Source organism: Glycocaulis sp., assembly GCF_050485565.1.
In the GTDB taxonomy this organism is placed as follows: Bacteria; Pseudomonadota; Alphaproteobacteria; order Caulobacterales; family Maricaulaceae; genus Glycocaulis.
In genome coordinates this window covers 47,869-62,686 of the sequence record NZ_JBJHBQ010000013.1, presented here as the reverse complement: position 1 = coordinate 62,686, position 14,818 = coordinate 47,869, and the positions used below count along the sequence as shown (strand labels likewise).

The window sequence follows — 14,818 nt, the reverse complement described above, 5'->3', positions numbered from 1 at the left end:
AATGATGAGCAAACCACCACCCCCTCAAGACAGGTTGCCCCCCTAAAACCAGACGCGGCGAAACCTGCCCAGCCAGCATGGACGCTCAAGCGCTACTCCGTAAGCCCCTTTGCATGACGGGATGGCCAAGGTGCAGCCCTTTACCTGTCGCGTGTTTTCCTGTCATATGCTCGCATAAGATGCAAAATAAGCTTCAAGGGTTGCGTGAGAGGCGAATTGCTACACATGATTGATTCTGACGGGGCAGTTGACCGGGTTGGGATTTTGGCCGGACGGGGCGAAGAGGTAACCAGAAAATTCTCGTTGCCCAGTTTCGGGGCGAGCGTTCAGCTTATTGCGTCGCACCGCGGACTCTCGGCCGAGCAGGAGCTGATCGAGTTCCTGGGACTTGCACGTCTCATGCAGATTTATGATGGCGTCGATCCGAGCTTTCCAGAAGCGGTGGAGATTGCGCGCATTTTGAGCGTGCCCATCACTTCATTTGTGCCCGTTGACCCCGGCTCCATTCGAGAGCTCGATATTGCCTATGCCGAGTTGCTTTACGCAGCGGCGTCGTTGTCATCTGAACAACGCGCGGCGTTGGCAGCTCATATCACAGACCTCGCTGAAGACCTCCGTTCCGACATACCTGAACAGGTGCGGTCACCGCGCCGCGAGCACCCCGCGAGTCTCAACGGAGGGGGCGGCCATGAGTAGCACCCCTGTCATCGCTCTGGTCTGCTCGGATGGCGATCGCGCCCGCGTGTGGGGGCTGGCAGCCTGGCTGATGCGCCAGCGCAGTCCGGTGGTCGTTGGCTGGAATGCTGAGACCGATCCTGTGCCCGGCTGGCTTGTCGTATGCTATTCGGACGCGACGGTGGAAGACCTTGCGGTCAGCCGCGCGGTTGCCGGGTTTCTCAAAAGCGCTCCACGTGAACGCCTGCTGCGCGTGGAGCTTGGAGGCAGTAGCGAGGGGCCAGCGTTGCCGCCAGTTCTCGCCTGCGACCGCGGACCAGAAGGGCTTCTGATATCCCTGCCGCCACCGCTTCTCGCTGGATCCATCTACCCGGAACGCGAGCCAGCCGATATCGAGGCGGTGGGCAAAAAACTTCTGAACATGGCAGGCGCAGGCCGCCCCCAGACACGGCGCGGGCTTTATCTGCGGACATCATTCATCGCTCTCACCGCCGCCATTGCCATCAGCCTCACGCTCGGGCTTTTCAACGTTCAGCTTGGCAATGAGCTGGAACGCAGCCGCACCGCTGAAGCCGAAGCAATCCGGTTTGCAGATGTCCAGCTGATCGAGATCGCTGGCCCCCTACAGGCCAGCGCCCGCCAGAGCGTGATGATCGCGGCCAGCGAGGCCGTCCTTGAGCGAGGTCTGCCATATAGACCCACCAACGAAGACATGGCCCGGCGTATCCGGCTTCTGACCTGGCTCGCAGAGGCGCGCGATCTGTCCGGCAATCTGTCAGGTGCGGCACACGCCTATTCGGCAGCCATGACCCTTGGCGACCAGTTGCACGACACTCCACCTGATGCAGCGAGCCTGCTGGCTCTGGCCGAGCTGACCACGTCGGCTGGCATTTCCGCCTATCGCGCCGGTGATCTCGCGAGGGCACGTTTGGTGTTGGATACGAGCCGGGATCACGCAGATGCTCTCCTCGCACTCACGCCAGAAGACCGCGACGCGCGCTTACGGATGGTGCGCGCCAATGTGAGTGCGGCTGTCATGGCTGTGGAGAGCGAGGAGCCTGATCAGGCACTCGAGTATCTGCACGCCGCGATTGCTGGATATGAAGAGCTGGAGCGCGAGTATGGCGAGTACGCTGGTGAACTGGCCAATGCGCTTGGCTGGACAGCCGACGCGTACCGGGCCAGTGGCCAGCTGGGGGAGGCCGGCGACGCGCGCCGGCGCGAAGCGCAGGTCCACGCTAGGCAGCTGGCAGATGATTCTGGCAACAATCTGACTGCCTTCCGGCTGGCCAACGCCCTGCACGCCGAGGCGACACTGCGGGTGGACACCGGCGACATCGTGGCTGCTTCGCGATCTCTGGAGGAAGCGTCCACCACGCTGGAACGTCTTGCTGTACTCGACCCGGAGAATGCGCGCTATCTTCGGCTCCGGCTGAGCGTCGAACGTGACCGCGCTGAAATAGCGATGTTCGAAGGCTCGCTCATCCGGGCGCAGTTGCTGGTTGATGCCGCGCGGCGGCTGCGCATGTCTCGTGATCCGGAAGGTGCAAACGATGGCCGCGTGCTCGAAAATGCCAGCTTCGATGTCCTGAGTGGCCAGGTCGCTCTGGCCGCTCATGCCTATGACGCGGCCGCCGTCAGCGCGGCCAATGCGCTTGCCGGCCTGACCCGGGAGCTGACGTCTAGCCGTGCCAATGCGCGCCTGCTCGCCCTGAGGGCTCACCTGTTGCGCCATGACGCGTTTGTTGCGCTCGGCAGGCCGGAGACACAGCGTGTCTTGCGTGAAGCGCTGTCGCTGATCGGGGATATCGACACCGTCCACGAACTGCGAATGCGTGATCTGGCCTCACGGGTCTACTGGCTTGCCGGTGCACGCGATCAGGCCATGGCCATTCGTACGGGGCTGGAAGAGACAGGCTATGCACGCCCCGATTTTGTGCGTTTCTGGGAGCGTCCCGATGCTCCAGAGACGGTTTCGACACTGAACGCGGAAAGGACAGGAAATGGCGGCTAAAAGCGACACCGATATTTTTACCGGAGCGGGCCATGAAGGCCCCAACATCCTGCACATTCTGGTACGGGTGTTCCCGTATCAGGAGGTCGCTGGCGGCGCGGGGGAGACCGCCCATAAGGTTTACGTTGGTGCGGGCTCTGGCGACTTCCAGGCAAACTATCCGACGCGGTTTGTTTTTGCACTGGCTGATGAGGACTGGGAGTTCCACGAATTCGAGCTGGACGGCAAGACCTGGCCGGGGCTCGCCATCTTCCCGCAATCGGATGATTTCGAGGTAAGCTTCGGAGACCCCGAACGCAGAAGTATCGTGCTCGACGACGCCTGCGAGATTATGAAGTCATACCGCTATCAGATCATCGTCAGACACCGGCAGACCGGCGAGCTGGCATCCTGTGATCCGGTCATCGAAAATGGTGATCGCGAGAAGGTCTAGAGACGGAGGCGCATCATGGCGGAAAAACTTGGTCCTCGATCACCCAACCCCATTGATCGGCATGTGGGTATTCGCATCCGGCTGCGCCGCCGGGTCATACAGATGTCCCAACAGGCTCTGGCCGCAAAGCTGGGCGTCACCTTCCAGCAGCTGCAGAAATATGAAAATGGGACGAACCGCATCGGCGCCGGCCGACTTTATGAGCTGGCCCGCGCCTTGGGGGTGCCCGTTGGCTACTTTTACGAGGACTTTGACCAGGCTGTTGATCCCACTCAGCGTACCAAGGAGGAGTTAGAAGCGATTTCGGCGTTTATCGGGAGCCGTGAGGGCGTTGAACTCGCCCAGTCATTTAACCGCATCGACGATCCCAAGGTCCGTCGGCATATACTCCAGCTGGCTGGCGCTCTGGGTACGAAACCTAGTGAGGATATATAAGCAGGATTTATATCAGGAATATGCCTGTTCTCGATAAAGTCCGCAGCTGCTGTGGGGATCGACATAGTGTTCCCTGAGCATGCCGATGATCTACTCCTCTGAATAACGGCTCTTGCGTATAATCCACCCTCTTTTCAATGGACTCTACCATTCAATGGTCCAGGTTCACGGGACTCCGTCGGCCTCATTGTTTCGCTTTTGTTTTTAAACTTATAGTAGCGTGGACTTATCTCGGAGAAGGCATACGGACCAGCACAGAAAGCATAGACAGGAAAGTTAGGGCTCAGCAATCTGCGCCGTCAAACGGCGTAGGTTGGACGCCAATTGAGCCTGCACCACCTCATCAGTCACGCGCCATATTGAAGTGAGTTCAGAAACTGCAGCCCAGGAGTCCACCGGCTGTAATGGGCGACTCTTGTCTCTGGCGAAGGGGCCATCGGTTTCGGTTAGCACGTGATGCTTGGGCATACGCAACGCCAGTTCCCGCCCCTTTTTGGAGCGAAGCATTGCTGGACCAACGCTGAACCAGCATCCTCGGCGGATAGCGGTCTCCAACTCGGATGACGTGCCGCTGAACCAATGTAGAACCGGAATGCCAGCGTCACCGTGCTTCTTGAGAGACTGAAGAACTTCCGCAGCTGCGTTGCGACTGTGAATGGACATGATGCGTCCGCCTGCTTGGGTCGCCGTTTTCAGAATCGTCTCAAAGACTTGAACCTGACGATGTTGCATACTTCGGTACTTTGAGCTTCCGTCCAGTCCGATCTCACCGAAATACCGCGTTTCGCGAGCTAGCGCCTCAAACAATGGAAGCTCCTCGAAACGCTCGTGCGCGAGCTCCGGATGCAGTCCTAGCGCAGTGCGAATTCGGGGGTAAGGGCGAGCAAGTTCAGAGGTTTTGCGCCATGCCCTTGGAGTTGTGGTTACCGAGAGCACAAAAATTCGCGCTCGCCCTGCATCCTCCGCTGCAAGTTCCGGGTCAGGGTAAAGATCGAGATGGCAATGGAAGTCGATCAAACTTTCAGTCCTGTATCTCGCAAGAAAGCTGCGACCTCCGCCAACCCTCGTCGGACCACGTCCTCTAGGACGTTGCGGCGGGCGATATCTTCCGGCATTGGTCCGCTCTGCGCCACCCAGCGCGATAGATTGTTGTTCTGTGCCCGGGTTATAGCGGTCATCATGGAAAGTAGGTCATCCCTATTTTCCTCATCCGCCAGAACGGCATGGAGATCTGGAAAGGTGTATTCGGTTTTGTCATCGACATTCGCCGCGTATAAAGATGAGCGTCGGATCAGACAAGGCACGCATCGACCACATTGCTGTTTTTTCCGTTTCCACTTTCCACAGGACACGGTCGCGGAAGCGAAGGACTCGAATCCGGGAACCGCTACCATGTTCTTGGCCATCTCGCCCTTCGTCATGGCCTCGAACGGATTGATGATGTTCGCCCGGAGGTCGACTCTGTTAATTATTTGCTGGAATTTCGACAGATAATGTGGGTGCGTCGTGCGCGTGCTGAGGCTGCCAATTCGGCGACGCGTAAGGGGCGGGTTTAACGCGATAAGCCCGTTTTCAGGGACACGCAGGTCGATCATTTTGCCTTTGAATTCGCTAACGGTATCGGCAGCTAAGACGCCGAGCGCCAAAAAGATAAAGCTGCGGGCGCGCATGCTGTCTTCGTGTTCCGTGTCAATCTGAGGGTGGACATTGACGATAAGCCGCTCGGGCTTTGCGGGAAGAAGCTTTGCCACTGCATCCTGGTAGGTCGCATCGCCGCGATAGGCATGACTGACGAGAAGGGGCCGCTCTCCGGCGCTCATCGCTGCCAGTGTTGCGATCCCGCTGTCTAGCCCGCCGGAGAACAGAGAGACGAAATCGACTTTTGATATGTTCGCTTGGGCCCTCCGATCCTTGATATCAAGCCGAGTAGGCGCTCGTTGACCGCCGTCTTTCAGCTCGAGCCGCCACATGTCGCCGGTAAGAAACCCCAGCATGCGCTCGAGGTCATTTGTGAATGGCTTCCATTGCTGCGGTCGGATCAATGGAACATGAAGCTCAATATCTCGGGCCCAGCTATCGTCCGCATCTGCGCGTCTGATAAAGGTGTCAGCTGCGGTGACCGCTAAGGCGATAGAGAGCAGATCGACGGCGGCAGTGCGGGGCGCAGCACCCAAGCGCATCAAAGCATCTCTTGCCTGGTTCCCGATCGAGCCGGTCCCAGCACGAACTGGCTGGCTCCCGTAGAGATGGACATAGACAGTGCCTGGGACATCGACCAGTGGGATCGCGTTTGCGTCCACATGACAAATAATACGAGTCATTGTTGGGTAGACCACTCGGTCCAGATATCGTCCATGGCTCGGCGCTGTAGTGCCTCGACCTCGAGCCGGGAGGCATGTGCCAGTCCATCCGCGAGAGCCGGCGCGAGGTGACGATCTACTGCGGCCCGAATGAGATCAAGGAACTCGGACTCGGCTTCGATAGTTCGTTCCGGGCTTTCGGACTTATTCCACGCGTCTCCTGCATCATTGGTTATTTCTTGGAAGAGAACTTGGGCGTGAAACTCCACAAGTAGTGCAATGATTTGATCAGGCGAAAGTGCGGTCGGCTCAAAAAACTCAACATCAGGGAGAGCCTCGATAATCGCGGCGAGCATCGCCGTTCGGATGAGGTCTCTATCGGCGTTTTCAGGTGCGAGGAGCTCGGCAATGGTTTCAGCGCATTGCTGGAGAGGCTGGCCCAGTAACGCTGAGAGATCGGTCCCGTTTATCTCAGCTGTGCCGGTCGTCGCCAGCTGCCCCAGAACGTCGATCAACGTACCACCAGCGGTATATGCTGGTCCAAAGCGCCGGGGCCCAACGCTGACACCGCCTGTCGCGTTCCGTGCGTACTTTCCGAGTGCGGAGTTGAACGAGCCCAGGCCCGCTCCTGCTACTGCGCGACCAAACTCTGTCCGGAATCCACGAAAGCGCTGGCCTTCGGGCTGCGGCAATGGCTGATCGGGATTAGCGTCGGCATGGGCTGGAACCAATGGTCGATCACTTGACCGCCCGCCTCTCGATGAAGATGTCCCCATGTTCACTCCCTACTTCGCGGTATTTTTCCACCAGTCGGCATCTTTGAGCATCGTCGACATCCAAGGTGGCAACCGGGACAATTGTAGCGAACGAATAAATCTCGCCAAAAGGAATCCCGCCTCTGGTGAGCGAGATGCAATCAAGGTCGCCCCGCGGAAGTCGGATCGAGCCTTGGCCCAATCCGAATTCTTGCGCATCTCAGCAATGACCGCTTCCATGAGAGCTACATGTTCTATGGCTGGGACCGCGTCCAAAGCCTCCTTTGCAGCAGGTGATGCTATCGTCGCAACCTTCAAAAGAATGTCGACGGCCGCTATTAGCGCGGCAGATGCCGAAGAAGTCGCGATCTGGACGGGCACGGTCTCACGCGCGAGGTAAACTGCCGGACGTAAGTCGACGCCCGACAGGCGCGGCTCAAGGATCGCCCAATCTTTTATAAACGGTAGATGGTTAGTCCAAGCTTCCGGCAACGTATCGGTCGCGGATACCGGCTGGTTTTGTTCGATGCGGCGTAGCGCATCTGGCTTGCCTCCCTCAGCCTGATTGATCAGCGTATGAAGCGCTAGGGATGCGGCCTCGTCCGTGCATCGCTCGAACAAAGCGAGTTTTGCGATAACGGCGTCGTCCAACGGCATGGATCGCCGCCGCGCGATTGAGGACCGCATCCGAACTACGTTTAGGAGCCGTTTAACGATGCGCGGATTGCCTGATACTCGTGCAGCCTTTGCCAGCAACGGCGCCATTCGGTCGGCCATGCTGAATGCCTGCTGCAATTCCTCATCGCCACTTCGGCTGAGCCTGCTCAGAGCAGAATCGACTGTTATTTGCTCGTCGGATTGCCAAGTTCGTTGCAAGTTGCCGATCAGAGCTTGCCGCAGGCTCTCTAGTTTCTCTGGTTCGACCTTGGACCGGCTTGCATAGAGCATGAATAGGTAGGCTCTGACCTCCTGCACCCCTACCCGAGGAACGCGTACTGGGACCTGGATCAGTTTGTCCAGATAGTCGGAGACATGCCGCTTGGCTGGATTACTGAAGTGCTGGGCCACCGCGTGCCGGATCATATCTTCATCAGCCGCGACGACAAAGGCCGTGCGTGGAATGAAGAGAAATAGCCGTACCGCCTCCAGTGTATGTATGGCGTTGGTGGGTAGACATCGGTCTAGATTATCGATGAAGACCACTAGCTGACGGTCCAGGGCACCCAATAGATCCCCGAACTCCTTTCGGAAGGCATCAATTTCATCAGGCGGTGTCCGATCAGACTTTGGTCCGACGAGCTCCGTCAGACGCTCCCGTACATCTTCGGCCGCGGTGCGGATAGCTTCGATATCTTTGGCGTCTGCTTTACCTTTGGCGACATCTCCCAGAGCCTCGACGCCTCGTGCCGCAACGCCAAAGGCCGGTGCGCCGAAGGCGAGCGCGCCAACTTCTGCGGCCAAACCCAGAAGTCTGAGCTTGTTGACCCGTTTAATGAGGCCTACGGCCTTGTCCTTTAGGGTTTCTGGTGCTGCCGCATAAAGCGAGCGAGCAATCACTGACATCAATGCCGCGCGGGCATCATCGAAATCTTGATAGAGCCAAGCATCGAACTTGACGATGATGGGGGGCGAGTCGGCAGCTGCGAGCTGCGCCTCCACTAGATTTAATGTGCTGGATTTGCCTGTACCCCATCCGCCGAAAACGCCCAGCGAGATGGGTAGAAGATCGGGGTCCGTGATAAGTTCGGTGACCAGCTCCGCAATTTCGGAGTAGTTCAGATAATCGACATCGGTTTCAGCATCTGCCCACATTTCGAGACCATGTCATCGGATCCGTGCCGATGCTACCCTAAGCCTGCTTCCAAAGCATGTGGGGAGGTGAGGGCGTTAAGAGCGCAATCAAATTCTGTTCCCCAGCGCACCGGGATGCGCGCTCAGCGTACGTCCCTTACGGCGGCGATATGCTGCGAACTGGTTTTGTATGCCGCTGCCGCTGATGGCCGGATTGACGCCAATCCGGCGGCGTCTTTTCCAATGAAAAAGACCCGGACTAGCTGGCAAGTTAGACTCCGGGTCTCTCTCATCGCGTTCTAGAGAAACGGGGGTCGGGCGAAAGCTCAATCCCCACTCCCTCAGTCTATCCCATCCCCAGCCTTTTGTGAACCCGCTGTGCCTTGCCAACGCCTTCCCGGGAAGTGGCGGCGTAAGCCCACCGGTATCGACGCGCAGGGCCGTATGGCGCTGTGAGGTGCGCTGATCGCCGGGGACTAGTTTTTTGCGTCCATTCTCTCCGGCAAATCCACTTTGGCGGGGATGTTTTTCGGGCCAGCTCGTGGGCCGTTTGGGCTTCGTTTTTGGGCATGGTGCGCGACGGTTTTCTTCCGCTTACCCGGAGCGGTTTTTTCGCGGCACCGGGTGAACGCGCGCACGCGACATGAGCGCCCATTTCGGCCCGCCGCGATCCGCACCGATAGAACGCTGACGTGTTCACATCCCTATGAGGGGTGTGATCCTCTCCCGTCCAGACGGAGAGGTTGGTCGCCATGCGTACCGATCCAGTCTTCGCCACCGGCAATATCGCGACAACAGTTCTGACGATGTGGCCCCGTTCCCCTTTGCGACTGTTAGCCGGTACGGGCGGCTGCGCCGCCCGCGCATCAGCGCATTGGTTTTTTATCACACAGTATGCACGCCGTGCCGTCTTGCTGCGCAAGACGAAAAGGAACTGTTATTACATGGACATATGCGATACGCGACTTCAGGGCCAAGGCGACAACGCCTTAAGGTCCGAATGGGACGTTTTTCTGTACTTCAGTAAATTCAATGGCTTAGGTTAGGCCGCTGGCGGCCCCCACATGGGCCGGTCCCGGCCTCCCCCAGGGCCGCACGCGGCCCTCCCCCTCTCAGCGGCTGTGTCTTGCCGCTCGACGAGTTGCGTCCCGGCTATCCCTATGCTTGAATGAAGCTGTCTCAAGTCCCGCTGTCCTTACATAACCAGTAAGGGTGGCAATATGACTAATCTCCCCGACCTCGATAGCGCGCCCAGAGTGCGCTTCCGTATCGATGCGGATCTTCTTCAGCAGCTTGATTATGGCGTTCAGTCAGGGCTGGCCAATTCCCGGCCAGAGCTGATCCGAACCGCTATTCGCGAGCATCTCAAGGGCGCATCCGAACGCCGGGAAATGCTCAAAACCTTGCGCTGGCTGAGCTTCGCACTCATCGCCGCCCAGGTCGAAAACTGGCCCGATTCTCACAAGAAAGATGTGGTCCAGGCGGCCGTGAGAATGGGCGCCGATAACGTCCTCACGCCGCTCGAATTGTGTACCGCGATCAGCGCCCTCAATCCTGAAAAATGGATCGAGGGGGAGGGCGCATAATGAGAAGGCACGACACCTCTCTTGGAAGCAATGCTGCCCATTCCTCATGGCTGCGCGGCGGTCAGGTCTTCATCCATACGGCGCGCATGTCGCTCCAGATCGTGCGCCTTATGGCCGTGCTCTGCGTCATCACTACGATGGGCACAGCCTTCTATCTGATCACTCAGCACGCCAACCCGGTCGACCAGCAGAACTGGATGTCAGTGAACATGGCGCGGCTGAATACCGCGCTTGGTTCGAACCGCGAATTTGCCGTCGCACGCCATGACAGAAGCAATGTGCGCATGCCCGCCGAACGCATCGGCATTGGGCCTCAAATCCCTCCCGGATTTAGCGTGCGTCCTGCGGGACAAAGGGTCAGGCCGGAGGGCGGGATATGAACCGCACTTGCGCCCCGCCAGGGGCCAAGCCTGCCCGTTCGGCGCCGCAACACTCCGGCCAGACCGGGAAGGGGCGAGGGGCTTTACCGGCGCAGGGTTTGAGCGAACTTGCCCGTGTGCGGCGCGCTCATATCGCGGCAGCAAAGCTGGTGCGCGAGGATCCGGTCTATCTGCCGATATTCCGCGCCTTTGAGCGGGATCTGGAGGAGCTGGAAGCGCTTGAGCGCGCCTACAAGGCGACACTGGAAACGACCTTGTGAAGATGCTTCAGATCAGCCCCCTTGCCATAGCGTTCGCGGTTATAGGCATGCCCGAAAAGATCACGGCGCACGCGCTCATCCACGTGCGCAGAGATCATGCGGTCCTCGAAGCTGTGACGCAGGCCGTAAAGACTGTGTGCGGGCGTTTCCAGAAGGCCATTCTCGCGCAGATATTTGTTCACGGTCGCGCTGATCTTGTCCTTGCCGCGATAAGCCGGAAATCCGTCAGGACAGGCCCGGAACGCCTCCAGCGAAATCCCGGCCAGCGGAATGACGCGTTTGCTGGTGGCGTTTTTCAGCTGACGCCCGGCCGGCTCGATCGAGATATGGGGAATATCGGTATCGAGCCGGATATGCTCGGCTAAAAGCCCCGCCGCCTCGCTTGGCCGGTAGCCGGTATTGATCATGCCCAGCACCAGGCAGCGCGCTTGGGTGTTCAGCCCATCCAGCGCACCGGGAGCCATCAGCCGCGTCCTGATCCAGCCCACCGAGAAGGGCGGGCGCGTGCGTTTCTCGCCCTCTTTCAGGGCGACATCGGTAAAGGGCAGAACCAGACCCAGCCGCTTCATCCGGTTCACGGTTTTCAGCATATCGGCCAGATGCGTGAAATCCTTGTTGGCGCTGTTGGCGGTCAGCCCTTCGGCTTCAATCCGGTCGATCCACCATTGGCGGAATTCGAGCACATCATCGGGCGTGATCTCGCTGATCGCCTTGTCGCCCACCACCTGAAGAAAATTGCGGACCGCCTTTATGCGCGGGTTCTTCCAGCGGCGCAGCTGATCCTCACTCTTTCCAAGAGTGCGGTCCCTCGCGAGCGTCCAGAACAGTTCCAGCGCGCGGCTGACCGTGATGGCAGGCTGTTCAACGCCGCCAAGAAGGGCCGATGCTTCAACCCGGTCCGGTTCGCCATCGCGCAGGACAGCTTCCATGCGTTGCAGGCGTTCCTCACGGGGCAAGGCTGCCACCTTCTGCGCTGGCAGATAATGAAAGCCGCGCATGGCCGCGAGATCGCGGGCCGCTTCATAGCGGCGCTCGGCATCATCGCTGTCTCCAGCAAGCCGCGCTTCCCAAGCAGCTTCCATCAGGCTCCAAGCGGCCGGAGCCTTGCGCTGCGCCTCGCTTTCAGAATCGGTGTGCAGGCTTATCCAGATCGTGGCGCGCTTTTCGACCCGCTGATAGCGTCTCGGTACCCGCCGGACGAGATAAAACGTGCTCCCACGCCGGGTGATATTCATCGCTCTGCCCCGCAAATTGTGCAGCAAAATGTGTAGCACATCGAAGCAATGCAAATCGAGTGGAAAAGTTAATTTCCATAAATTGTGATTACAATCAATTATTTGCGGGTGTGGTTTTTGCGGAAATCTGGCGGAGAGGAAGGGATTCGAACCCTCGATACGCTTTTGGCGTATACTCCCTTAGCAGGGGAGCGCCTTCGACCACTCGGCCACCTCTCCACTGGCCGGTTTAGCCGCTATGGCAAAGGGCGATCAAGCCCATATATCCGCGTACGCTGACAAAGTGGTCACCGCGTGCGCTGGCGTCGCCCGCCTTGGCCTTGAACCTGGTGGTCCGGCAGGGGGCTAGTAGCGCCGGCAGGAGCTGGTGGTGAACACACCCCCGATATAATCCTCGCAATGGCGCGCGCGCCGGTAGGGCGCGTAGTGGCGCGGCGGATAGCCATGGCCATAGCCGTAATGGCGATGGCGGGGAACGATAATGGCCGGCGGGCAGTCGGGACATATCTGGGCCATCTGCACGCGCACATCGGCCAGGCGGTAGGACAGGTTCTGGAAGCGGTCTTGTGCGATCTGCCAGTCTGCGGCGGAGCGCTGGCAATGCACTTCACTATAGCGGTTCTGATACATGCACGCGGCATAGGCCTGGCAGGACGAGGTGGAGGCCCGGTATGACGCGTCCAGGTCAACCTCGAAGGTGCGCACCAGATCGATGGTCGGGGTGGACGGGCCGAAGGGCGGGCGGATGTTCACGTCTTCATCCCGGCTCGATGACTGGCTGGAATGGCTGTCCAAATAGGTCCTCGGCCAGGGCGCGAGTATCCAGTTGGAGGTCCAGTGCGAGGGCGTGACCACGGTGCGCGCCTCGTTGCGCAGACGGTTATACTCCTGCGTCAGGCTGCCGATATTGCAGATGCGTTCGGCCGTCTCGAGCGCATGGACATCGCGGGCCGGGACCGATTGCTGGGGAGCAGCGCAGGCCGCCAGTAGCGAAAAGCCTACAAGAGTGGCTGAAATCCGGACCAGGCTCATGGCATACATCCTTCAACTTGGGTTTGGCGCACAGGGTCTGACAGCGCGTGCATGATCATTGTCAGCGCCCCTGAAACCGCTCGGCGTCCAGACAGCCGGGCGGCAGAAGATCAATGTCGGGAAGGCGCACATGGCGGTCCTCCCACTCAAGGTAGAACACGCCCCCGCCCTCGATGGCCGCTGACCGGATGCGCTCGGCTATGGTTTCCCAGCGTGCGCGCGGTGAGGGCAGGCGGTTGTATTCCGGGCTGCTCCGCCAGCGCCGGGCGACCGGGTGACCGAGCCGGGCCGCCTCCGCCAGATAGGACTCGGCCCGTTCGAAATTCTCGATAATGCCGCAAAGCCGGTAGCTGCCCAGCACCGCGCCGGTTCCGTAGATGATGGCGAGGTTGAAATAGGCGTCTTCATCATTGCGCCGGGCAGCCGTTTCCAGCCATTCCAGCGCCAGATCGGTGTTCTGCTCCACGCCCAGCCCGGTGGCATACATGATGCCGAGCGTGTTCTGCACGCTGGCTTCGCGGGCGGTCTGGGCCGCATGGCAGATCAATAGCGTGGTCTGGCGGGGGGTGAGGGCGCCGGTCTCGTCAAAGCCCAGCTCGCGCTGGAAACCGCGCACCGCCTCGCGTGTTTCGGGGCCGTAATAGCCGTCTATCGGCCCGGAATGGTAGCCCAGCGAGGTCAGCGCACGCTGGCGCAGGGACAAGCGTATCACTTCGCCAACCCCGTCCGGGCCGAAGCGTGATATCCGGCGCAGGCTGGAACCGTCCAGGGAGCTCTGGCACTGCACGGTATGCGCCTGCAGCCGCCGCTGGGCCATCAGCGATGCCTGCGCGCCGAAATGGCGCCCCCAGTCGGACGCACGCCGCCAGTTCTGCATGGCAAGATCCAGCGCGGTCTGGACAGGTTCGTAGTCATTATGGCGCAGATAGGTATAGCCGTCGCGGAAACCGCCGGGGCAGAACCCGTCATATTCGCTGTCCCATACGCACTGAATGTCGGTGCGGGCGAGCTCTGCATCACCCAGCAGCAGCCAGTAGCGCGCGCCTTCGGCATATAGCCGGGCGGCATTTTCCCGCGACATGCATTCATAATAGTCGCGGTTGACATCGACATAGAGGGCCGCGCGTGGCCGGTGCTGGTCGCCATCCTCAAAGCCGCACATGTCCCAGCGCACATACCAGGGCCGGGGCGGGTAGGTGCCGCCAAGCGGGGGAATGTGCTCCCGGCAGCCGCCGGGGGCGGGATTGTACATGGCCTGCTGCACCCTGGCGGTGTCCCGCGGAGGGAGGAACTGCATCAGATTGGTCAACGACAGGGGACGCCGTTCCACCTCCAGCAGCCGGTAAATGATAAGTTCGGCTTCCGGTGACAGGCCGCCCCTTCCGCCCAGTGAAACAAGCTGGTCCCTCACGCATCCGCAGTTGATCGTGGCGCGTTCGCGCTGGCGCAGCGTGCCGACGCCAGGCCGGCCTGATGGCAAGCGCCCCAGCACTTCCGGTCCCGGCGTGCGGTGGGACGCAAACCCGTTGTGCGATCCGGCATAGCGGGACGGAATTTGAATGGGATCAGCGCTGAACGAGCTGTGCTGAAGGTCGCCGAACTGTGTGAACTGCCCCTCGCGCCGGCAGGCATCCTCTACCGCCGTGCCGAGGAGAAAGCGGTCAATCTGACAGGGTTTGAAGCTGCCGGGCCGGTCGCTGCACGGCCACATCACGTAGCCCGCGATCACGATAATGACGAGCAGCACGATGACCGACAACAGCACGACCATCGGATTGACCGGGTCGTCCTGCCGCCGCGAATACCGGGAATCGCCCTCCCTCGACATTGTGCTTGTAACTCCCCTCGCGGCTACCGTAGCCAGCCTTTCCCCTCAGCCCGCACGCGGTAATCATCTGTTAACCATAGCGGTGCGGGCCTTC

The 14,818-nt window shown here is 59.9% G+C and carries 14 protein-coding genes and 1 tRNA gene; 7 read left to right on the top strand and 8 right to left on the bottom strand.

Annotated elements, in window-relative coordinates; all coding sequences use genetic code 11:
- Positions 1-225 precede the first annotated feature (225 nt).
- The 4 genes from ACQ5ID_RS13045 to ACQ5ID_RS13030 are packed head-to-tail and all read left to right on the top strand — an operon-like array spanning position 226 to position 3,557.
- Positions 226-696 (top strand): hypothetical protein, encoded by a 471-nt coding sequence (locus ACQ5ID_RS13045; RefSeq protein ID WP_429912863.1) that lies wholly within the window; start codon positions 226-228, stop codon positions 694-696.
- Positions 689-2,689, top strand: coding sequence for a hypothetical protein (locus ACQ5ID_RS13040; protein ID WP_429912862.1), 2,001 nt, complete (start codon positions 689-691; stop codon positions 2,687-2,689). The genes ACQ5ID_RS13045 and ACQ5ID_RS13040 overlap by 8 nt, the downstream gene beginning before the upstream one ends.
- Positions 2,679-3,122 (top strand): hypothetical protein, encoded by a 444-nt coding sequence (locus ACQ5ID_RS13035; protein WP_429912861.1) that lies wholly within the window; start codon positions 2,679-2,681, stop codon positions 3,120-3,122. Before ACQ5ID_RS13040 ends, ACQ5ID_RS13035 begins: the two co-directional genes overlap by 11 nt.
- Before the next feature lie 15 nt (positions 3,123-3,137).
- Complete coding sequence (locus ACQ5ID_RS13030) at positions 3,138-3,557, top strand: helix-turn-helix domain-containing protein (RefSeq protein WP_429912860.1); 420 nt, start codon at positions 3,138-3,140, stop codon at positions 3,555-3,557.
- A 276-nt stretch (positions 3,558-3,833) separates the two neighbouring features.
- Here ACQ5ID_RS13030 and qatD read toward each other — a convergent pair whose 3' ends face one another.
- The 4 genes from qatD to ACQ5ID_RS13010 all read right to left on the bottom strand — a co-directional run bounded on the left by qatD (position 3,834) and on the right by ACQ5ID_RS13010 (position 8,424).
- Positions 3,834-4,574: a Qat anti-phage system TatD family nuclease QatD gene (qatD, locus tag ACQ5ID_RS13025; RefSeq protein ID WP_371393150.1), complete on the bottom strand. Its 741-nt coding sequence runs from the start codon at positions 4,572-4,574 to the stop codon at positions 3,834-3,836.
- Positions 4,571-5,878 carry a Qat anti-phage system QueC-like protein QatC gene (qatC, locus tag ACQ5ID_RS13020; RefSeq protein ID WP_382437099.1) on the bottom strand — a complete coding sequence of 436 codons (1,308 nt, stop codon included), beginning with the start codon at positions 5,876-5,878 and terminating at the stop codon, positions 4,571-4,573. The genes qatD and qatC overlap by 4 nt, the downstream gene beginning before the upstream one ends.
- On the bottom strand, positions 5,875-6,372 hold the full coding sequence (locus tag ACQ5ID_RS13015; protein WP_371393146.1) for a hypothetical protein: 498 nt from the start codon (positions 6,370-6,372) through the stop codon (positions 5,875-5,877). Before ACQ5ID_RS13015 ends, qatC begins: the two co-directional genes overlap by 4 nt.
- A gap of 270 nt (positions 6,373-6,642) precedes the next feature.
- Entirely contained in the window at positions 6,643-8,424 is a 1,782-nt protein-coding gene (locus ACQ5ID_RS13010; RefSeq protein ID WP_371393145.1) for a KAP family P-loop NTPase fold protein, read from the bottom strand.
- Positions 8,425-9,623: 1,199 nt separating this feature from the next.
- On the opposite strand from ACQ5ID_RS13010, the gene ACQ5ID_RS13005 reads away from it, so the two are divergent.
- The 3 genes from ACQ5ID_RS13005 to ACQ5ID_RS12995 all read left to right on the top strand — a co-directional run bounded on the left by ACQ5ID_RS13005 (position 9,624) and on the right by ACQ5ID_RS12995 (position 10,629).
- Complete coding sequence (locus ACQ5ID_RS13005) at positions 9,624-9,989, top strand: ribbon-helix-helix domain-containing protein (protein ID WP_429912859.1); 366 nt, start codon at positions 9,624-9,626, stop codon at positions 9,987-9,989.
- Positions 9,989-10,369 carry a hypothetical protein gene (locus ACQ5ID_RS13000; protein WP_371393142.1) on the top strand — a complete coding sequence of 127 codons (381 nt, stop codon included), beginning with the start codon at positions 9,989-9,991 and terminating at the stop codon, positions 10,367-10,369. The genes ACQ5ID_RS13005 and ACQ5ID_RS13000 overlap by 1 nt, the downstream gene beginning before the upstream one ends.
- A gap of 98 nt (positions 10,370-10,467) precedes the next feature.
- Positions 10,468-10,629, top strand: a complete 162-nt coding sequence (locus tag ACQ5ID_RS12995) for a hypothetical protein (RefSeq protein WP_371393141.1) — start codon at positions 10,468-10,470, stop codon at positions 10,627-10,629.
- On the opposite strand, the gene ACQ5ID_RS12990 is transcribed toward ACQ5ID_RS12995, so the two are convergent.
- From ACQ5ID_RS12990 to ACQ5ID_RS12975, 4 genes are all read right to left on the bottom strand, one after another.
- The gene (locus tag ACQ5ID_RS12990; RefSeq protein ID WP_371393140.1) at positions 10,599-11,864 is read right to left on the bottom strand and encodes a DUF6538 domain-containing protein; all 1,266 of its coding nucleotides are present in this window, start codon (positions 11,862-11,864) and stop codon (positions 10,599-10,601) included. The genes ACQ5ID_RS12995 and ACQ5ID_RS12990 overlap by 31 nt on opposite strands.
- 128 nt (positions 11,865-11,992) lie before the next feature.
- Positions 11,993-12,083: transfer RNA gene (locus ACQ5ID_RS12985), tRNA-Ser, on the bottom strand.
- 126 nt (positions 12,084-12,209) lie between these two features.
- The gene (locus ACQ5ID_RS12980; protein WP_429912858.1) at positions 12,210-12,896 is read right to left on the bottom strand and encodes a hypothetical protein; all 687 of its coding nucleotides are present in this window, start codon (positions 12,894-12,896) and stop codon (positions 12,210-12,212) included.
- A 61-nt stretch (positions 12,897-12,957) separates the two neighbouring features.
- Positions 12,958-14,724: a peptidoglycan-binding protein gene (locus ACQ5ID_RS12975; RefSeq protein ID WP_429912857.1), complete on the bottom strand. Its 1,767-nt coding sequence runs from the start codon at positions 14,722-14,724 to the stop codon at positions 12,958-12,960.
- Positions 14,725-14,818 lie beyond the last annotated feature (94 nt).